This window comes from Dactylosporangium sp. NPDC049140 (assembly GCF_040648435.1).
The window spans coordinates 39,718-58,540 of sequence record NZ_JBEZDS010000046.1 but is presented as its reverse complement, the minus strand read 5'-3'; the positions used below and the strand labels follow the sequence as shown (position 1 = coordinate 58,540).

The window sequence follows — 18,823 nt, the reverse complement described above, 5'->3', positions numbered from 1 at the left end:
GTGCGGGCTGTTAGCATTCCGGGCGTGGCAGACCGGCAGGGTCTCGGGCCGGTGCTCACCGTCCCGAACCTCATCAGTTTTACGCGCCTGCTCGGCGTGCCATTGTTCCTGTACCTGTTCCTCGCCACCGACGCGACCGGCTGGGCCGTCGCCGTGCTCGTCATCGGCGGGCTGAGCGACTGGGTCGACGGGTTCGCGGCGCGCCGCCTGAAGCAGGTCAGCCGCCTCGGTGAGCTGCTGGACCCGCTCGCCGACCGGCTGTACATCCTCGCCACCCTGTTCGCGCTGACGTTCAAGGACGTCGTGCCCTGGTGGTTCACGATCGCGCTGCTGGCCCGCGAGGCCGTGATGGTGCTGGTCCTGGTGGTGCTGCGGATCCTCGGCCACGGCCCGCCGCCGGTGCACTACGTGGGCAAGACCGCCACCGCGGTGCTGCTCATGGGCTTCCCGATGATGCTGCTCGCGCACTACTCCGACTCCGCGCGCTCGTGGGCGCAGCCCAGCGGCTGGGCGCTGCTGTGGTGGGGCATCGTCCTCTACTGGGTCGCCGCCGTCTTCTACGTCATCCAGGCCACGGTGCACGTCCGCGCGGGGCGGGCCGCGGCCGCCGGCGTGTCGTGACCTCGCCGCGCCGCGACGACCTGCTCGGCGAGCTGTTCCGCAACCCGCTCGACCCCGGGTACGCGGCCGCGGCCGCCCGCCGCGGGGACGCGCCCCCGCCGAAGTCGGGCCGGTGGCTGACGGCCGCGGCGATGCTGGCCATCGGCCTGCTGTTCGCGGTGGCGTACCACCAGGTGGTGCAGGCCGCCCCGGGCACCTCCAAGGCCCGCGACGACCTCGTCGCCGACGTGCGCTCCCGCCAGCAGACCGCCGACGACCTGCAGCGGCGCGCCGCCGACCTGCGGGCCCAGGTGGACCGGGCCCGCGACGACGCCCTCGCCGACGGCGACAGCGCCGCCCGGCTGCGCGACCTCGCCGCCGGCACCGGCACCGGCAAGGTAACCGGGGACGGGGTGGCGGTCCGCATCGCCGACGCGCCGCCGCAGGTCGACCCGGTCACCGGCCGCACCACCCAGGAGAACCTCGGCGTCGTGCTCGACCGCGACCTGCAGGACATCGCCAACGGGCTGTGGCAGGCCGGCGCGGAGGCGGTCGCGGTCAACGGCCAGCGGCTCACCGCGACCGGCACGATCCGGGCCGCGGGCGGCGTCATCCTCGTCGACTTCCGGCCGGTGACCAGCCCCTACGAGGTCACCGCGATCGGGCCGCCGGACATCGCCGACACGTTCGGCGCCTCGGGCACGGCGAAGCGGTTCAAGCGGTACGTCGAGGAGTATCGGATGCAGTTCAGCGTGAAGAAACGCACGAACCTGACGCTCGCCGGCTCCGGCGAGCCGCCGTTGAAGTACGCCCGGACACCCTCTCCCTCTGGAGGTCCCACCCGATGATCGCCGTGATCGCCCTGGCCATCGGGGTTGCGGCCGGCGTCTTCCTCGAGCCGTCGGTGCCGCTCGGGCTGCAGCCGTACCTGCCGATCGCCGTCGTCGCCGCGCTCGACGCCGTCTTCGGCGCGCTGCGGGCCAAGCTCGACGGCATCTTCGACGACAAGCAGTTCGTCGTGTCGTTCGTGTCCAACGTGCTGGTCGCGGCGCTGATCGTGTACCTGGGCGACAAGCTCGGCGTCGGCGGGCAGCTGTCCACCGGGGTCGTCGTCGTGCTCGGCGTGCGGATCTTCGGCAACGTGGCGGCCATCCGCCGGCACCTGTTCCGGGCCTGAGCCGTGGGCCGATCCGCCAACCTCGTCATCGCCGTGCTGCTGGCCCTGCTCGGCTTCGCCGTCGCGGTGCAGTTCAAGGCCGGCGGCAGCGACGCCGAGCTGTCCTCCGCCCGGCCGGAGGACCTCGTGCGCATCCTCTCCGACCTCGACGCGCAGCAGGACCGGCTCCGCAGCGAGATCGGCGACCTCGAGGACACCCAGCGGCAGCTCGACTCCGGCGCCCAGGGGCGCGACGCGGCCCTGGCCGAGGCCCGCAAGCGCGCCGACGAGCTCGGAATCCTCGCCGGGACCCTCCCCGCCGAGGGGCCTGGTTTGCAGATCGACCTCATGGCGGGTACCGAGGCAATAAAATCCGAAACCGTGCTCGACGCCATCGAGGAGCTGCGCGGGGCCGGGGCCGAGGCCATGCAGATCGCCGGGGCCGGCGGGCCCGCGGTGCGCGTCGTGGCGTCGACGTACTTCGTGGACGCCCCGCAGGCGGGCCGCCTCGTGGTCGACGGGACGACGGTGACCGCGCCGTATACGATCACGGTCATCGGAGGACCGGACACCATGCGGACGGCGCTGAACATCCCGGGAGGGGTCGTGGACAGTGTCCGCCAGCACGGCGGTACGGTTTCCGTGCGCGAAATGGACCCGGTGCACGTCAACGCGTTGCACAATGCCGGTGCGCTGCAGTACGCCAAGCCCGCTCAATAGCCAGCCGACCGAAGAAGGACTTGACGTGATTCCCGACGATCTGCGGTACACCACCGAACACGAATGGCTCGCCCCCGCCGGGGATGGCAATTTCAAGGTCGGCATCACGCACTACGCGCAGGACTCGCTGGGCGACATCGTCTTCGTCCAGCTGCCCGAGGTCGGGGCCGCCTTCGAGCCCGGCGGGTCGCTCGGCGAGGTCGAGTCGACCAAGAGCGTCTCGGAGATCTACGCGCCCGTCGCCGGTGAGGTGGTCGCGGTCAACCCCGCCCTGGAGGGCGCGCCGGAGCTCATCAACTCCGACCCGTACGGCGAGGGCTGGCTCGTCGAGCTCAAGGTCACCGACCCGGCGGCCGTCGACGCGCTGCTCGACGCCAAGGCGTACGAGGCGCTCACCGCCGGCTGAACGTTCATTTTTCAGGACGCACGTGCTTTTGTAGTACGCACGTGCCGCGCGTCCGGTTGACCCGTGATTTCGCGCGTGACTAGGCTCGCTCAGTCAACCGTATGCGTGAATCGGCTTCCGATGCATCCGGCTGATCCCGACATACGACCGTGAGGTGGTTCGATGACGCGCCCAGACGACGAGTTTCCCCCGCTCGACGTCACGTCCACGCTCAACCTTGGCGCCATTGAGGATGCCATCGAGGGGCCGGACAACGACATGGTGCCCACCCGCATGTCGGGTTCACTTCCGCCGGGCACGGCCCTGCTGGCGGTGCGCCGCGGCCCGAACGCGGGCGCGCGCTTCCTGCTCGACCACGACGTGACCACGAGCGGCCGGCACCCGGACAGCGACATCTTCCTCGACGACGTGACGGTCTCGCGCCGCCACGCCGAGTTCCACCGCGAGGGCGGCACCTTCACCGTGCGCGACGTCGGCAGCCTCAACGGCACCTACGTCAACCGCGAGCGGGTCGAGGCGGCCACGCTGAGCAATGGCGACGAGGTCCAGATCGGCAAGTTCCGCCTCGTCTTCGTGGCAGGACCGCGCCCCGACGAGAGCTGAGGCGATGACGGCGTCGGCGGCCGCCTGGAACAACCCCACCCCGGGTGAGGACATCACCCGGGGTGAGCGTCTCATGAGCATCGGCGAGGTCCTCGCGCACCTGCGCGGCGACTTCCCCGACGTCACCATCTCCAAGCTGCGCTTCCTGGAGACCGAGGGACTCGTCGAGCCGCGCCGCACGCCGGCCGGCTACCGCAAGTACACCTGGACGGACGTGGCCCGGCTGCGCTATGTGCTGACCGCGCAGCGCGACCAGTACCTGCCGCTGAGGGTCATCCGCGAGCACCTCGCGACCATGCGCGAGCCCCTGACCGACGTGTCCGATTCGGTACCCGCCGAGGCACCCGCGGAGACCCGCCTCACCCGCGCCGAGCTCCTCGACAAGGCCGGCCTCACCGACGCCGCGCTGCAGGCCCTGGAGGACCACGGCCTGCTCAAGCCCCGCCCGGGCGCCGGCTACGACGCCGACGCGCTCGAGGTGGCCACGGCCGCCGCGCGCCTGGCCGAGTTCGGCGTGGAGCCGAGGCACCTGCGCGCGTACCGGGCCGCCGCGGATCGCGAGATCGGCCTGTTCAGCCAGCTCGTGACCCCGCTGACCCGGCAGAACGGCCCGGCGGGGCGTGCCCGGGCGGCGGACGCGGTCCACGAGCTGGCGGCCCTGACCCAGCGTGTGCACGCCGCCCTGGTGCGCGCGGGCCTGCGCGAGATCCTCGGCAAGTAGGGCCGGCTCCCGTCTCCGTCGTTCCTCAGCCACGACCGGGACGTCCCCACCGCCTTCTCTGCCGCCCGGGACGTCCTCACGGCGTTCCTCCACGGCCCAGGACGTCCCATGGCGTCCCCCACCGGAGGGACGTTCTCCCCCTTCCGGGAGAAACCTGGGTGAACGGGACCTTTCGCGCAGCCCTCGTTCCTGGGCGATCTTCACCACTCGGCACATCACACCGGCATCGCGAGTGGCACGACTGCGGTGGAGTCCGTGTAACGTGCAGGGAGAGGCAAGTCGACACGGAGGCGGCAGTGCGAGAGCTGAATGTGGTCGGAGTTCGCGTGGAGCTGCCTACCAATCAGCCCATCGTGTTGCTCAAGGAGGTCGACGGGGACCGTTACCTGCCGATCTGGATCGGCGCGGTAGAGGCCACCGCGATCGCTTACGAGCAGCAGGGCGTGAAGCCGGCCCGACCCCTGACCCACGATCTGATGCGCGACATGCTCGCGGCCCTCAAGGCCCCGCTGCACGCCGTCGAGATCGTGGAGATGCGCGACAACATCTTCTACGCGGAGCTCGTCATCGGCGACAACGTCCGGGTCTCCGCCCGTCCCAGCGACTCGATCGCGCTCGCCCTGCGCGTGGGCGCCCCGATCCGCTGCGCTGACCAGGTCCTGACCGAGGCCGCCATCGTCATTCCCGACGAGCAGGAGGACGAGGTCGAGAAGTTCCGCGAGTTCCTGGAGCAGGTCCGCCCGGAGGACTTCGCCGGCTGACATCGGCCGGACCGCGGCCGGCGGCGCCCGGCGATTTCAGAAAGCGGAGAAGGCCGCGCCCGAGCGGACGGGATTGGCAGCCCGGCAGATGACCGCGAGCCACGCACCGTACTGACACCCAGGCAGCGGATCAGCGGCGGACGGACGCCATACAGGTCCAGGGTCCGCGCCGACCTCGTCGCGGATTGCCACCGGCACGCCGCACTCACCCCGCGGACAGGCAGTCGACCCGCCCGGCAGCGCAGAAACCCGTGGCCACGGCCGAACACCACAGACACGCCGCACCCACCGGTCACCGCAACGCAAAGCGGCGGGGCCGGGCCCAAACCGGCCGAGCCGAAAGCGCAGGCGGCCGGCCAAGCAGTGATCCCGGCCCGCCGCCCCCTCGGCGAACCGGCGCCGGCGCGACGCGCCCGGGCGTGCAGGTGAACGCCGCGGGTGAATGCGGAAACCACGTACGCCGGCACGGGTGAGCGCGGGCGAAGCACCTCAACCACGGGGCGGGTGATTCCCCCGCGCCCGTCCCGGCACGCGCCGGCCGCCGCCCGGGGGTGAGCGCGGGTGGGCCGAGTCGGCGGGGTGGCGGCCGCGGGTAACAAAACGGGCACACGGCCGTGTGACGTGGGCGGATTCGGCTGCGCAGTTCGGTGAACGCGCTTGTCTTCCGGGGCCGGACAGGTAGCGTCGAGCCTGGGTCAACCGCAGCGTCGGGGTGCCGTCACCGACGGTTTGCCGCCGGCGCGGGTGGACGCGCGCAAGGTTTCCCGCACCGGCACGCGGCGTGTCGCGGCGTTACCTCCCCGCCGACCCTCAAGGTGCGCTATAGGGTTGCGGGTGTTGACGCTGGAGGTGGGTCGCAATGCAACAGCCGCCCGATCCCGGGATACCCGGCCATGCCACTGAGCACGCCCAGGTGACCCCGACCATGGATCACCGCACGGCCGGCCCCGCGTACGCCGCCGGTCCGCAGCTCGACCACCGTCCCCACCCGGGCGCCGGCACCGCCCACCCGGGCCACCACCACAGCAGCAGCATCGGAGGCGACGTGGACGCCTTTGAGGCGGGTTCCAGCACCGGGTCCGGCACGGGCTTCGAAAACGGCCGCACGTCCGGGATCGCGGACGCCGACGACGTCGGATACCGCGGGCCCACCGCCTGCCACGCCGCGGGCATCAGCTACCGCCAGCTCGACTACTGGGCCCGCACCGGGCTCGTCGTCCCCTCCGTGCGCGACGCGAGCGGCTCCGGCAGCCAGCGCCTCTACTCCTTCCGCGACATCGTCGTGCTCAAGGTCGTCAAGCGCCTCCTCGACGCCGGGGTCTCCCTGCAGAACATCCGCAAGGCCATCGACACGCTGCGCTCGCGCGGAGTCGGGGACCTCGCCGGAATCACCCTCATCTCCGACGGGACCACCGTCTACGAGTGCCGGTCCCCCGAAGAGGTCGTCGACCTCCTCCAGGGCGGGCAGGGCGTCTTCGGCATCGCCATATCCGGGGCGTTCAAGGAGATCGAGGGCACCCTGTCGCACCTGCCGGCCGAGGCCGCGACCACCGGCGAGGAGCTGCCCGCGCTCCCCGCGACCGGCAGCGCCGGCGAGGCGTTCACCGGCGGCGACGAACTGGCGATGCGCCGCGCCCGCCGCCGCGCCGGCTGACCGGTCCCACCAGCGAAACCGCGCCGCCGCCGCGCCGGCTGACCGACCCCACCAACGGATCGGAGCCGACGCCGACGCGCCGGCGGCCGAGACCCGACGGTGGAGCAGTGCCCTGAACATGTCTCCAACTTAGAACAGGGGTACGACAAAAACCCGGGCATGGCCGAAAAGGTGGGAAGCCCGTCGTTGCTGACGTGCCGAACGAACCGCCAGGATCGACCGCATGACGGCGGCGCAGCAAGTCGTGATCCTGGTCTTCGACGGGGTCCAGAGCCTCGACGTCACCGGCCCCCTCGAGGTCTTCACCGGGGCCAACGCGGCGGGCGGGCGGTACGAAACCCGGATCGCCGGCCTCGACGGACTCCCCGTGCGCACCTCCAGCGGCCTGCGGCTGCTGCCCGACGTCACACTCGCCGCGGCCGGGAACGCCGACCTGCTCGTCGTGCCCGGCGGCGACGGCACCCGCACGAACGACCCGCGGCTCGTCGCCTGGCTGCGCGAGCACGGCCCGCGCGCGCCGCGGCTGATGTCGGTCTGCACCGGCGCGTTCCTGCTGGCCGAGGCCGGGCTCCTCGACGGGCGGCGGGCCACCACGCACTGGGACAAATGCGCGTCGCTGGCGCGGCGCTTCCCGCAGGTCACCGTCGACGCGGAGCCGATCTTCGTGCGCGACGGGGCGATCTGGACCTCGGCCGGGGTCACCGCCGGCATCGACCTGGCCCTCGCCCTGGTCGAGGCCGACCTCGGCCGCGACGTCGCGCTCGGCATCGCCCGGCACCTCGTCATGTTCCTGCGCCGGCCGGGCGGGCAGCGGCAGTTCAGTGTCCAGCTCGCGGCCCAGGTCGCCGTCCGGGACCCGCTGCGGGAGATCCAGCGGTACGCGGCCGAGCACCCCGGCGCCGACCTGTCCGTGCCCGCGCTGGCCCGCCGCGCCAACCTGTCGCCGCGCCAGTTCAGCCGCGCCTTCGCGGCCGAGGTCGGCACGCCGCCGGGGCGCTACGTCGACCGGGTGCGCCTCGAGGCCGCCCGCCGGCTGCTCGAAGAGGGCCACCACGGCGTCGAAGAGGTGGCCAAGGAGTGCGGATACGGCACACCGGAGGCGCTGCGCCGCGCCTTCGTCCGCGAGCTGGGCGTCGGCCCGGCCGACTATCGGGAGCGATTCTGAAATGCGAACCGCGATGGTGTTGTACCCCCGGATGACCGCCCTGGACATCGTCGGACCCTACGAGGTCCTGTCCCGCCTGCCCGGCGCCGAGATCGTGTTCACCGGCTCGGGCCGGGGCACGGTCACGACGGACACCGGCCGGCTCAGCCTGGGCGTGACGTGCGACTTCTCCGAGGTCTCCGACCCGGACCTCGTCGTCGTCCCCGGCGGCCCCGACATCGCCGCCCAGGTCGGCGACGAGGAGCTGCACGAGTGGCTGCGCACGGTCGACGGCACCGCGACGTGGATGGCGTCGGTGTGCACCGGCTCGCTGATCCTCGCCGCCGCCGGGCTGCTGCGCGGGCGCGCCGCCACCTCCCACTGGCTCGTCACCGACAAGCTGCGGGAGTACGGTGCGACGCCCTCGCCCGAACGGGTGGTCATCGACGGCAAGTACGCCACCGCGGCCGGCGTCTCCGCCGGCATCGACCTTGCCCTCACCCTCGCCGGGCGGATCGCCGGACCCCAGGTCGCGCAGGCGATCCAGCTCGCGATCGAGTACGACCCGCGCCCGCCCTTCGCCGCCGGTTCGCCCGCCTCGGCGCCGCCGGGGATCGTGGAGTACCTGCGCGCCAACCGGCACCTGGTGGTCTCGTCGTAAGCTCCAGGGCGTGACGTTCCGTGGCTGGCCCGCCGAGGCGCTCGAGTTCTACGACGGCCTCGAGGCGGACAACTCCAAGACGTACTGGACCGCGCACAAGAGCACGTACGACGACCAGGTGCGCGGCCCGATGACCGAGCTGCTCGCGGAGCTCGAGCCGGAGTTCGGACCGGCGAAGATCTTCCGGCCGTACCGGGACGTGCGCTTCAGCGCCGACAAGTCCCCGTACAAGACGTCGTGCGCCGCCTCCTTCGAGCGCGGCGGCTACCTCCAGCTCACGGCCGCGGGGCTCGCCGCCGGCGCCGGGGCGTACATGATGGAACCGGCGCGGCTGGCCCGGTACCGCCAGGCCGTCGCCGCCGACGCCAGCGGGCTGTGGCTCGCCGGCATCGTGGCGGAGCTGGAGGGGCGCGGCTGGTCGGTGACGTCGCACGAGCAGCTCAAGACGGTGCCGCGCGGCTTCGACAAGGAGCACCCGCGGGCGGAACTGCTGCGCCACAAGGGGCTCATCGCCTGGCACCAGTTCCCGCTGAAGCCGTGGCTGGGCACGGCCAAGGCCCGCGGGCACGTCGAGACGTTCCTGCGCGGCTGCCGGCCGCTGCAGGAATGGCTGGCCACCCACACGTAGGCGTCAGCGGCGCTCGACGGCCGCCATCAGCACGTCGAACGGCGCCGCGGCCGCCCGGGCGGCGGCGTCACGGTCGGCCGCCTCCCGTGCCGCCGGCTCGGACCACCGCCGGCCCTCCGCGGCCAGCGCCGCCCGCGCCGCGTCGGCGCCGGCCTGCCAGGCGGCCTCCTCGGCGGCCGCGCGGACGAGGCTCGACGGCCGTTCGCCCACCGGCACGCTCGGCGGGTCGGCGAGGAGGTTGCCGGGCGGGACGAAGACGACGGGCAGGCCGCTGCCGAGGACGGTGGCGCGCCGGCGGGCCTCGAAGGCCGGGGCCTCGTCGACCGCCGCGCCGTAGACGGCCGCGGTGCGGGCCGCGATCGCGTGCCACGAGTGCCGCTCCCGGGCCATGGCGCGGGCGCGGGTGGCGAGGGTCTGGGCGAACATCGGGTCCTGCAGCAGGGCGCCGACGGCGTCGGCGAGCCCGTCGGGGTCGCCGGCCGGGAAGCGGATGCCGGTGACGCCGTGCTCGACGATCGCGGCGAGGCCGCCGGTCGAGGCGACGACCAGGGCGGCGCCCGAGGCCGCGGCCTCCAGGGCGACGGTGCCGGTCGGCTCGTAGCGGCTGGGCATGACGAACGCGTCCGCGGCGGCGAGGACCGCGGCCAGGGTCGGCTGGTCCAGGGTGCCGGGGAAGGAGACGGCGCGGTGCAGCTTGAGGCGGCGCGCCTCCTCGATCAGGGCGCCGCGGTACGAGCCGTCGCCGACCACCACCGCGCGGGTGCCGGGGTGGCGCTCGCGGATCGCGGGCATCGCGGCCAGCAGGTCCTGCACGCCCTTCTCGGCGATGAGGCGGCCGGCGAAGACGAGCAGCGGGCCCTCGCCGGCGAACCGGAGCCTCGCCTGCCGCACGGCGCGGGGCTCGGCGGTCCAGATGTCGGGGTCGATGCCGCTGGGCACGACGTCGACCCGCTCGGCGGGGACGTCGAAGAGGTGCTGGACCTCCCAGCGCAGGTACTCGGTCGGCACGATCACCCGGCAGGCCTCGGAGCCCAGCCACCATTCGACGGAGTGCACGGACCGGCTCTGCTCACCCTCGAGGTAGCCCTGGTGACGACCGGCCTCGGTGGCCTGCAGCGAGGCGACGAACGGGATGCCGAAGTGCTCCTTGAGCGTGACGGCGGCGTGGGTGACGAGCCAGCCGTGGGCGTGGATCACGTCGTAGCCGGCCGCGGGCGCGGTGCGCACGGCGGCCTCGGCCAGCAGGTGGTTGACGGCCATGGTGTGAGCGAGGTCGGAGTCGTCGGTGAGCGGCCCGGCGGCGGCGGCGCGGACCACACGGACGGCGCCCGCGGCCGACGGGGCGCCCGGCTGGTGGCGCGCGACGACCGTGACATCGTGGCCGGCGGCGGCCAGCGCGGCCGAGAGCGCACCGGTCCGTCCATCACTAGAAGGGAAATCCCAGGCGATCATCAATACACGCATAGCGGATACCTCTCGTCGCCGACTGTCACCGTAGCGCGTTCCGACGCTTCCGCGGACCGGCTTCGCGGGTCAATTTTGCTTTTCCCGGAGCGGCCGGGCGTGCACCTTGCAAGTTGCAGTTTTGCCTGATCACCGCACGGGCGTGCAGCAATGCCGCGACCGAACGGGCGGAGAACGGCGCCCCGGTCGGGCGGTACGGGGCGTCACCCTCCGCGATCTCGCTGACCGAGCCGAGACCGCACTCGCCCAAATGTCCCTCAATGGCGGCGGGGAGCGCGTCCACCGGCCGGCCGGCGGCACACATCGCGTCGACGTACGGCCCGAGCCACCACGGCCACACCGTTCCCTGGTGATATGCCGTGTCCCGGGCGACGACACCACCACGGTGCGCCCCAACGTACCCGTACTCCCCGGGCCCGAGCGTGCGTAGTCCCAGCGGCGTGAGCAGGCTCTCGCCCACGGCGCGCAGCACGTCATCGCGCAGGCGCGGCTCGTCGGCTCCGGGCGCGTACGGCAGGCTGAAGGCGAGCAGCTGGTTGGGGCGCAGCACCGAGTCGTCGTGGACGCCGGAGCCGCCCTTCGGGTACGGCGCGGGGCCGGCGTCGACGATGTCGTGCAGCCAGCCGTCCGGGGCCCGGAAGCGCTTCACGAACTGGGCGCGCACGGCATCGCGGCGGGTGTGCACGACCGACGCGTCGCGGCCGCAGCGTTCCCGCAGCGCGGCGACGGCGCCGAGGGCGTTGGCCCACAAGGCGTTGAGCTCGACCGGCTTGCCGTCGCGCGGGGTCACCGGGCCGCGCGGCAGCCGGGTGTTCATCCAGGTCCGGCCGGCGTGCTCGGCGTCGAGGGCGAGCAGCCCGTCGAGGGGGTCGACGGTCACGCCGTCGCGGGTGCCCTTGGTGTACGCCGCGACGACCGCCTCCACCGCCGGCAGCAGCTCCGCGGCGAGGTCCTGGTCGCCGGTGCGGGCGACGTGCCGTTCGACGGCGTGGACGTACCACAGCGGCCCGTCGGCCTCGCCCAGCTCCTCGGCCCGCATGCGGGCGCCGAGGCCGGCGTGGGACCGCAGCAGCCGGCGGCCCTCGGCGGCGCGGCCGGTGTGCAGGAACAGCCCCTCGTAGGCGGTCATGGTGTCGCGCAGGTAGCTGCCGAACCACGGGTACCCGGCGATCACGTCGGGCACCCCGTCGCGCTCGACGATGCACTGGTCGGCGGCGAGGGTGAGCAGGCGCTCGGCGGCGGTGCGCACGCCGGCCTGGCGCACGAGCTTGCGGGCGCGGCGGCGGGCCGCCTCGACGACGGCGGGGCCGTCGGGCAGCGGGGCCGGGTCGGCGAGGCCGGAGCGGGCGGTGACGGTGAGGGTCTCGCCGGCGCGCAGGTCGGCCGCGAACGTCCCGGCGGCCCAGAGATCCTCCACCGGGTTGAGGCCGCGGGCGGTCTCCTCGCGGTAGTACGCGTCGAGGTACCACGCCCCGGTCGGCACGAAGCCGGGCCCGTCGACCCGGTAGGCGTCCTCGACGGCGAACCCGGTGCCGGCGGCGGCGACGGCCGGCGGCTCGCCGGTGCGGCAGCGTTCGGTGTCGGCGTCGCGCCACGTGCACAGGGCGCTGAGCGTGAGCCGGACCCGTGCCCCGGGCGGGGCGGCGACCAGGCGGTGCACGACGGCGACGGCGTTGCGGCCGTACACCATGGCGACCTCGCGCTCGAGGACGTACTCGCCGATCCGCCAGCGCCACCGGGGTACGCCGTCGACGAGCTCGAAGGACTCGAGGAGGTGATGGCCGGACGGGTCGATCGCGCCGGAGCCCCACTCGTGCACGGCGAGGCGGTGCTCGGCCCCGCCGGTCAGGCGCAGGACCGGGTCGAGGGCGGCGAGGGCGACGCGGCGTTCGGGGGTGACGAGCAGCGCGTGGTACCGCCGGGTGCGCAGACCCGCGATGGTGCCGGTCGCGTATCCCCCGAGTCCGTCGGTGACCAGCCACTCCGCCTCGAATCCCGCCGGGGTGGCACAGGCATGCGGGCCGAAGGTCATCACCGAACCGGGGGGCATGTGCCCAACTATGATCCGTTCCCCCTTGTTTCAAACGCACGCCACGGCTGAATTTGCCGGAGATTCATCCCGCGACCGTGTCGGAAATCCGACGTGTCGCCGAGCACGATTCATTATTGGGCCCGCGGGGCATATGGCAGCCAGCTTCGCGCGTACCCGTGCGTGAACTTTCGACGCACGTAACGTTGTGGCAACGAGGGCGCCGTTGAACGGCGGTGCCGAGCAATAGACCAGGAGCGAGTATGCAGGTCTGGCCGGGCAACCGGTACCCGTTGGGCGCGACCTACGACGGGCAGGGCACGAACTTCGCCATATTCAGCGAGGTGGCCCGGTCCGTCGAGCTGTGCCTCTTCGACGATCGCAACGCCGAGGAGCGCATCAAGCTGGTCGAGGTCGACGCGTTCGTGTGGCACGCCTACCTGCCGGGGGTGGAACCGGGGCAGCGCTACGGCTTCCGGGTCGACGGGCCGTACGACCCGGCCCGGGGGCTGCGCTGCAACGCGAACAAGCTGCTGCTGGACCCGTACGCGAAGGCGATCGACGGCGACATCGCGTGGGACCCGGCGGTGTACGGGTACGACTTCAACGACCCGGAGTCGATGTCGGAGACCGACTCGGCGCCGTTCATGCCCAAGGCGGTCGTGGTGAACCCGTACTTCGACTGGGGCAACGACTCCGCCCCGCGGGTGCCGTACCACCACACCGTGGTCTACGAGGCCCACGTGCGCGGCCTGACGATGCGCCACCCGGACGTGCCCGACGAGCTGCGCGGCACGTACGCCGGCATCGGCCACCCGGCCATCATCGAGCACCTCAAGCGGCTGGGTATCACCGCGCTGGAGCTGTTGCCGGTGCACCACTTCGTGCACGACCAGCGCCTGGTCGAGCTGGGGCTGTCGAACTACTGGGGCTACAACACGATCGGGTTCTTCGCCCCGTACCACGGCTACGCCCGGCGGCACCGCGGCCAGCAGGTGCAGGAGTTCCGCGGGATGGTCAAGGCGCTGCACGCGGCCGGCATCGAGGTCATCCTCGACGTGGTCTACAACCACACCGCCGAGGGCAACCATCTCGGGCCGACGCTGTCGTTCAAGGGCCTGGACAACGGGCATTACTACAAGCTCGAGGACGAGGACAACCGGTACTACACCGACTACACGGGTACCGGTAACAGCCTCAACGTGCGCAACCCGCACACTCTGCAGCTCATCATGGACTCGCTGCGGTACTGGGTGACCGAGATGCGCGTCGACGGGTTCCGCTTCGACCTCGCCTCGACCCTGGCCCGCGAGTTCTACGACGTCGACCGCCTGTCGACCTTCTTCGAGGTCGTGCAGCAGGACCCGGTGGTCAACCAGGTGAAGCTGATCGCCGAGCCGTGGGACGTCGGGCCGGGCGGCTACCAGGTCGGCAACTTCCCGCCGCTGTGGACGGAGTGGAACGGCCGCTTCCGCGACACCGTGCGCGACTTCTGGCGCGGCGAGCCCGCGACGCTCGGCGAGTTCGCCTCGCGGATCACCGGCTCGGCCGACCTGTACCAGGACGACGGGCGGCGGCCCTTCGCCAGCATCAACTTCGTCACCTGCCACGACGGCTTCACGCTCAACGACCTCGTCTCGTACAACGACAAGCACAATGCGGCCAACACCGAGGACAACCGCGACGGCGAGAGCCACAACCGCTCGTGGAACTGCGGCACCGAGGGGCCCAGCGACGACCCGGCGATCAACTCGCTGCGGGCCAAGCAGCGGCGCAACTTCCTCACCACGCTCATGCTGTCGCAGGGCGTGCCGATGATCTGCGCGGGCGACGAGCTCGGGCGCAGCCAGGGCGGCAACAACAACGCGTACTGCCAGGACAACGAGATCAGCTGGATCGACTGGAACGACGTCGACGAGCAGCTGCTGGCGTTCACGCGCGGCCTGGCGCTGTTCCGCGAGCGGCACCGGGTGTTCCGCCGCCGGCGCTTCTTCACCGGCCGGCCGATCGCCCGCACCGAGGGCACCCCGATCGCGGACGTCGCCTGGTTCGCCACCGACGGGCGGGCGATGTCCGAGGAGGACTGGGACAACCACTTCGGCAAGGCGCTGATGCTCTTCGTCAACGGCGAGAGCATCACCGAGCGCGGCTCGCACGGGGAGCGCCACGTCGACGACTCGTTCCTGCTGTGCTTCAACGCGCACTACGAACCGCTCGAGTTCGTCGTACCGCCGCAGGAGTACGGCAAGGAGTGGGAGCTGGTGATCGCGACGGCGACGGGCCCGGCCCGCGACGGGGTCGGCTACACCGCCGGCGGCACGATCACGGTCCCGGACCGCTCGCTCGTCGTACTGGACCGCACGGTATGAGCACGCCCACGGGGACCTACCGGGTTCAGGTGCGCCCGGACTTCGGGCTGGACGCGGCGGCCGGGCTCGCCGGGTACCTCCGCGCGATCGGCGTGAGCCACTTCTACTCGGCACCGCTGCTGGCCGCGACGCCGGGCTCGCCGCACGGGTACGACGTCGTCGACCCCCGTGTCGTGAACCCCGAGCTCGGCGGGGCCGCGGCCCTCGACCGGCTGGTCGCGGCCCTGCGCGCGCACGGTCTCGGCCTCGTGGTCGACATCGTGCCCAACCACATGGGCCTGTTCCAGCCGGCGGCCAACCCGATGTGGTGGGACGTGCTGGCCAAGGGGCGCGGCAGCGAGTACGCGGACTGGTTCGACATCGACTGGGACGCCGGGCCGCTCGTCGTGCCCGTGCTCGGGTCGCCGTCGCTGGACGACCTGAAGGTCGAGGAAGGCGAGCTGCGGTACTACGAGCACCGCTTCCCGATCGCCGCGGGCACCGGCGACGGCACCCCGCAGGAGGTGCACGAGCGGCAGCACTACCGGCTCGTGTACTGGCGGGAAGGCAACGAGCGGCTCAACTACCGCCGGTTCTTCGCCGTCACCGAGCTGGCCGGGCTGCGGGTCGAGGACCCGGCCGTGTTCGCGGCCACGCACACGGAGATCCTGCGCTGGGTCCGCGAGGGGCTCGCCGACGGCATCCGCGTCGACCACCCCGACGGCCTGCGCGACCCGGGCGGGTACCTGACCCGCCTGCGCGAGCACGCGCCGGACACCTGGCTGCTGGTCGAGAAGATCCTGGAGCGGGGCGAGCCGCTGCCGCCCTGGCCGGTCGACGGCACCACGGGCTACGAGGCCCTGGCCGAGGTGGGCGGCCTGTTCATCGATCCCGGGTTTTCCGACGAGCCGGACTCCTCCTGGGCCGACGAGGCCCTCGCGCAGAAGCGGGACGTGACCAGGCGGCTGTTCGGCGCCGAGCTCAACCGCCTCGCCCGCCTCGGCGGCGACAAAGCGGATCTGTCGGAACTCGCCGCAAACTTCGCGGTTTACCGGACATACCTGCCGTACGGCGTCGAGCACCTCGAAGCCGCCGAGCAGCGCACGAACATCCGCATCCCCCGGCTGCACGACCCGGACGACGAGCTGGCCCAGCGGTTCCAGCAGCTCACCGGGGCCGTGATGGCCAAGGGCGTCGAGGACACGGCGATGTACCGCTGGAACCGCCTCGTCGCCCTCAACGAGGTCGGCGGCGACCCGAGCCGCGCCGGCGTCGGGCCCGCGGAGTTCCACGCGGCCCAGCAGCGCCGGCTCCGCGAGTGGCCGGACACCATGACCACCCTGTCGACGCACGACACCAAGCGCGGCGAGGACGTGCGGGCCCGCATCGCGGTCCTCAGCGAGGTGCCCGGCGAGTGGGCCGCCGCCGTCGGGTCGTGGCGCGGGGCCGTGACGTTCGACGACCCGTCGTTCGAGGCCCTCTTCTGGCAGACCATCGTGGGCGCCTGGCCGATCGAGGAGGAGCGGCTGCGGCTGTACTTCACGAAGGCCGCCCGCGAGGCGAACCGCTCGACCTCGTGGGACGAGCCGGACGAGGCCTTCGAGGCCGCGGTCGGGGCGAGCCTGGCCCGGGTCCTCGCCGAGGGCGACCTGCGCGACTCGGTGCACGACTTCGCGTCCCGGATCACCCCGTACGGCTGGAGCAACGCGCTGGGCCAGAAGCTCGTCCAGCTGACGATGCCGGGCGTCCCGGACGTGTACCAGGGCACCGAACTGTGGGAGAACTCCCTCGTCGACCCCGACAACCGCCGCCCGGTCGACTTCGCCGAGCGCCTCGACCTGCTCGCCGCGCTCGACGCCGCCGCGGCCGGCGGGCACCCGCTGCCGCCGGTCGACGTCTCCGGCGCGGCCAAGCTGCTCGTCGTCAGCCGCGCGCTGCGGCTGCGCCGCGACCGGCCCGGGCTGTTCACCGGCTACCGGCCGGTCGCCGCCACCGGCGCCGCGGCCGGGCACGTCGTCGCGTTCGACCGGGGCGGGGCGCTGAGCGTCGCCACCCGGCTCCCGGTCGGCCTCGAGGCCGCCGGCGGCTGGGACGACACCGCGCTCGAGCTGCCGGCCGGCGAGTGGACCGACGCCCTCACCGGGCGCCGGGCCACCTCCCCGGCCCTGGCCGGCCTGCTGGCCTCCTACCCCGTCGCGCTGCTGGTGAAGGACTGAACGACTGCCATGGAGTTCCGCGTCTGGGCGCCGTCCGCGCGCCGCGTCATCCTGCACAGCGGTACCGCCGCCATATCGATGACCGCCGACGGCCAGTGGTGGACGGCGCAGGACCCTTCCGCCGGCGACGGCACCGACTACGGCTTCGCGCTCGACGACGACGAGCGGGTACTGCCCGACCCGCGCTCGCGCCGGCAGCCCGGCGGGGTGCACGAGCGCAGCCGCGTCTACGACCACGGCCGGTTCGACTGGGGCGACGGCGCCTGGACCGGCCGGCAGCTGGCCGGGAGCGTCATCTACGAGCTGCACGTGGGCACGTTCACGCCGTCGGGGACCTTCGACGGGGCGATCGAGCGGCTGCCGTACCTCAAGGAGCTGGGCATCGACCTGGTCGAGTTGCTGCCGGTGAACGCCTTCAACGGCGAGCACAACTGGGGGTACGACGGCGTCGGCTGGCATGCGGTGCAGGAGAGCTACGGCGGGCCCGACGGGCTCAAGCGGTTCGTCGACGCCGCCCACCGGGCCGGGATCGGCGTGCTCGTCGACGCCGTCTACAACCACTTCGGCCCGTCCGGGGCGTACACCCCGCAGTTCGGCCCGTACCTGTCCGCGGGCGCGAACACGTGGGGCCGCTCGCTCAACCTCGACGAGGCCGACAGCGGCGAGGTCCGCCGGTTCATCATCGACAGCGCCGTGCAGTGGCTGCGCGACTACCACGCCGACGGGCTGCGCCTCGACGCCGTGCACGCGCTCGTCGACCGCGGCGCCACCCACCTGCTGGAGGAGCTCGCGGCCGAGGTCGACGCCCTGTCGGCCGAGCTCGGCCGCCCGCTGACGCTCATCGCCGAGTCCGACCTCAACGACCCCCGCCTGATCACCGCGCGGGAGGGCGGCGGCTACGGGCTGCACGCCCAGTGGGACGACGACGTCCACCACTCGCTGCACGCCCTGCTGACCGGGGAGCGGCAGGGGTACTACGGCGACTTCGGCAGCCCCGAGTGCTTCCGGACGGTGTGGGAGTCGGCGTTCTTCCACGCCGGCACCTGGTCCTCGTTCCGCCGGCGGGTGCACGGGCGGGCGGTGGACCGGGAGCGCATCCCGGGGTACCGCTTCGTGGTCTGTCTGCAGAACCACGACCAGGTGGGTAACCGGGCGACCGGGGACCGGCTCACCGCGACCCTCTCCCCCGGGCTGCTGCGCGTCGGCGCCACGCTGCTGCTGACCTCGCCGTTCACCCCCATGCTGTTCATGGGCGAGGAGTTCGCGGCCCGCACCCCGTGGCAGTTCTTCACCAGCCACCCGGAGCCGGACCTGGCCGCGGCCGTGGCCAAGGGCCGCCGCGAGGAGTTCGCCGCGCACGGCTGGCCGCCCGGCGACGTGCCCGACCCGCAGGACCCCGGCACGTTCGCGCGCTCCCACCTCGACTGGGCGGGCCTCGACCAGGAGATGCTGGGGGTGTACCGCCGGCTGATCGCGCTGCGCAAGAAGCTGCCCGGCCTGGCCGACCCGCGCCTGGACCGCGTCCACGTGGTCCACGACGACGGGGTCCTGCTCATCCGCCGCGGCGAGCACACCGTGGTGGCGAACCTGACCGCTGACCCCCGGACGGTCCCGCTGCGCTCGGAGTGCGTCCTGTTCGCGACCGACGACGCCGTGCTGCTGCAGTCCGGCCTGCTGACCCTGCCCGGGGAGTCGGCCGCGATCCTTTAAGG

At 72.8% G+C, this 18,823-nt stretch carries 17 protein-coding genes; 15 read left to right on the top strand and 2 right to left on the bottom strand.

From position 1 onward, the window contains the following. Positions 1 to 24 precede the first annotated feature (24 nt). The 12 genes from AB0B76_RS45790 (at position 25) to AB0B76_RS45735 (ending at position 9,054) form a co-directional block, all read left to right on the top strand. Positions 25 to 621 (top strand): CDP-alcohol phosphatidyltransferase family protein, encoded by a 597-nt coding sequence (locus AB0B76_RS45790; protein WP_360388285.1) that lies wholly within the window; start codon positions 25 to 27, stop codon positions 619 to 621. Continuing rightward, positions 618 to 1,448 (top strand): DUF881 domain-containing protein, encoded by an 831-nt coding sequence (locus AB0B76_RS45785; protein WP_360388282.1) that lies wholly within the window; start codon positions 618 to 620, stop codon positions 1,446 to 1,448. The genes AB0B76_RS45790 and AB0B76_RS45785 overlap by 4 nt, the downstream gene beginning before the upstream one ends. Next, positions 1,445 to 1,777, top strand: a complete 333-nt coding sequence (locus AB0B76_RS45780) for a small basic family protein (protein ID WP_350613529.1) — start codon at positions 1,445 to 1,447, stop codon at positions 1,775 to 1,777. Before AB0B76_RS45785 ends, AB0B76_RS45780 begins: the two co-directional genes overlap by 4 nt. Positions 1,778 to 1,780: 3 nt before the next feature. Next, positions 1,781 to 2,476, top strand: coding sequence for a DUF881 domain-containing protein (locus AB0B76_RS45775; protein WP_360388279.1), 696 nt, complete (start codon positions 1,781 to 1,783; stop codon positions 2,474 to 2,476). 25 nt (positions 2,477 to 2,501) lie between these two features. Further along, entirely contained in the window at positions 2,502 to 2,882 is a 381-nt protein-coding gene (gene gcvH, locus AB0B76_RS45770) for a glycine cleavage system protein GcvH (protein ID WP_360388276.1), read from the top strand. A 162-nt stretch (positions 2,883 to 3,044) separates the two neighbouring features. Next, entirely contained in the window at positions 3,045 to 3,485 is a 441-nt protein-coding gene (locus AB0B76_RS45765) for an FHA domain-containing protein (RefSeq protein ID WP_350613525.1), read from the top strand. Positions 3,486 to 3,558: 73 nt separating this feature from the next. Continuing rightward, on the top strand, positions 3,559 to 4,206 hold the full coding sequence (locus AB0B76_RS45760) for a MerR family transcriptional regulator (protein ID WP_360388372.1): 648 nt from the start codon (positions 3,559 to 3,561) through the stop codon (positions 4,204 to 4,206). Between the two features lie 296 nt (positions 4,207 to 4,502). Further along, the gene (locus AB0B76_RS45755) at positions 4,503 to 4,967 is read left to right on the top strand and encodes a bifunctional nuclease family protein (RefSeq protein ID WP_223093836.1); all 465 of its coding nucleotides are present in this window, start codon (positions 4,503 to 4,505) and stop codon (positions 4,965 to 4,967) included. A 925-nt stretch (positions 4,968 to 5,892) separates the two neighbouring features. Beyond that, on the top strand, positions 5,893 to 6,621 hold the full coding sequence (locus AB0B76_RS45750; RefSeq protein ID WP_360388272.1) for a MerR family transcriptional regulator: 729 nt from the start codon (positions 5,893 to 5,895) through the stop codon (positions 6,619 to 6,621). Between the two features lie 223 nt (positions 6,622 to 6,844). After that, complete coding sequence (locus tag AB0B76_RS45745; protein ID WP_360388269.1) at positions 6,845 to 7,786, top strand: GlxA family transcriptional regulator; 942 nt, start codon at positions 6,845 to 6,847, stop codon at positions 7,784 to 7,786. A 1-nt stretch (position 7,787) separates the two neighbouring features. Next, positions 7,788 to 8,426, top strand: coding sequence for a DJ-1/PfpI family protein (locus tag AB0B76_RS45740; RefSeq protein ID WP_360388267.1), 639 nt, complete (start codon positions 7,788 to 7,790; stop codon positions 8,424 to 8,426). A gap of 10 nt (positions 8,427 to 8,436) precedes the next feature. Then, positions 8,437 to 9,054 carry a DUF2461 domain-containing protein gene (locus tag AB0B76_RS45735; protein WP_360388265.1) on the top strand — a complete coding sequence of 206 codons (618 nt, stop codon included), beginning with the start codon at positions 8,437 to 8,439 and terminating at the stop codon, positions 9,052 to 9,054. 3 nt (positions 9,055 to 9,057) lie between these two features. Here AB0B76_RS45735 and AB0B76_RS45730 read toward each other — a convergent pair whose 3' ends face one another. Both AB0B76_RS45730 and AB0B76_RS45725 read right to left on the bottom strand, forming a co-directional pair. Further along, entirely contained in the window at positions 9,058 to 10,518 is a 1,461-nt protein-coding gene (locus AB0B76_RS45730) for a glycosyltransferase family 4 protein (RefSeq protein ID WP_360388262.1), read from the bottom strand. A gap of 25 nt (positions 10,519 to 10,543) precedes the next feature. Continuing rightward, the gene (locus tag AB0B76_RS45725) at positions 10,544 to 12,568 is read right to left on the bottom strand and encodes an amylo-alpha-1,6-glucosidase (RefSeq protein ID WP_360388260.1); all 2,025 of its coding nucleotides are present in this window, start codon (positions 12,566 to 12,568) and stop codon (positions 10,544 to 10,546) included. A gap of 242 nt (positions 12,569 to 12,810) precedes the next feature. Here AB0B76_RS45725 and glgX point away from each other — a divergent pair, with 242 nt between their 5' ends. Genes glgX through treZ form a run of 3 tightly spaced genes read left to right on the top strand, consistent with a single transcriptional unit; the run spans position 12,811 to position 18,821 of the window. After that, positions 12,811 to 14,916 (top strand): glycogen debranching protein GlgX, encoded by a 2,106-nt coding sequence (gene glgX / locus AB0B76_RS45720; RefSeq protein ID WP_360388257.1) that lies wholly within the window; start codon positions 12,811 to 12,813, stop codon positions 14,914 to 14,916. Next, complete coding sequence (gene treY, locus AB0B76_RS45715) at positions 14,913 to 17,111, top strand: malto-oligosyltrehalose synthase (protein ID WP_360388255.1); 2,199 nt, start codon at positions 14,913 to 14,915, stop codon at positions 17,109 to 17,111. The genes glgX and treY overlap by 4 nt, the downstream gene beginning before the upstream one ends. A 9-nt stretch (positions 17,112 to 17,120) precedes the next feature. Beyond that, a complete protein-coding gene (treZ, locus tag AB0B76_RS45710; RefSeq protein ID WP_360388252.1) occupies positions 17,121 to 18,821 on the top strand; it encodes a malto-oligosyltrehalose trehalohydrolase in 1,701 nt (566 codons plus the stop codon). Positions 18,822 to 18,823: the final 2 nt, after the last annotated feature.

Excerpts from the sequence above, each read along its gene's own strand:
- AB0B76_RS45750 (WP_360388272.1), top strand. The coding sequence starts at position 5,893 with ATGGATCACCGCACGGCCGGCCCCGCGTACGCCGCCGGTCCGCAGCTC.
- AB0B76_RS45745 (WP_360388269.1), top strand. The coding sequence starts at position 6,845 with ATGACGGCGGCGCAGCAAGTCGTGATCCTGGTCTTCGACGGGGTCCAG.
- glgX (WP_360388257.1), top strand. The coding sequence starts at position 12,811 with ATGCAGGTCTGGCCGGGCAACCGGTACCCGTTGGGCGCGACCTACGAC.
- treZ (WP_360388252.1), top strand. The coding sequence starts at position 17,121 with ATGGAGTTCCGCGTCTGGGCGCCGTCCGCGCGCCGCGTCATCCTGCAC.
- AB0B76_RS45730 (WP_360388262.1), bottom strand. The coding sequence starts at position 10,518 with ATGCGTGTATTGATGATCGCCTGGGATTTCCCTTCTAGTGATGGACGG.
- AB0B76_RS45725 (WP_360388260.1), bottom strand. The coding sequence starts at position 12,568 with ATGCCCCCCGGTTCGGTGATGACCTTCGGCCCGCATGCCTGTGCCACC.
- AB0B76_RS45780 (WP_350613529.1), top strand. The coding sequence starts at position 1,445 with ATGATCGCCGTGATCGCCCTGGCCATCGGGGTTGCGGCCGGCGTCTTC.
- AB0B76_RS45740 (WP_360388267.1), top strand. The coding sequence starts at position 7,788 with ATGCGAACCGCGATGGTGTTGTACCCCCGGATGACCGCCCTGGACATC.
- treY (WP_360388255.1), top strand. The coding sequence starts at position 14,913 with ATGAGCACGCCCACGGGGACCTACCGGGTTCAGGTGCGCCCGGACTTC.
- AB0B76_RS45760 (WP_360388372.1), top strand. The coding sequence starts at position 3,559 with ATGAGCATCGGCGAGGTCCTCGCGCACCTGCGCGGCGACTTCCCCGAC.
- AB0B76_RS45765 (WP_350613525.1), top strand. The coding sequence starts at position 3,045 with ATGACGCGCCCAGACGACGAGTTTCCCCCGCTCGACGTCACGTCCACG.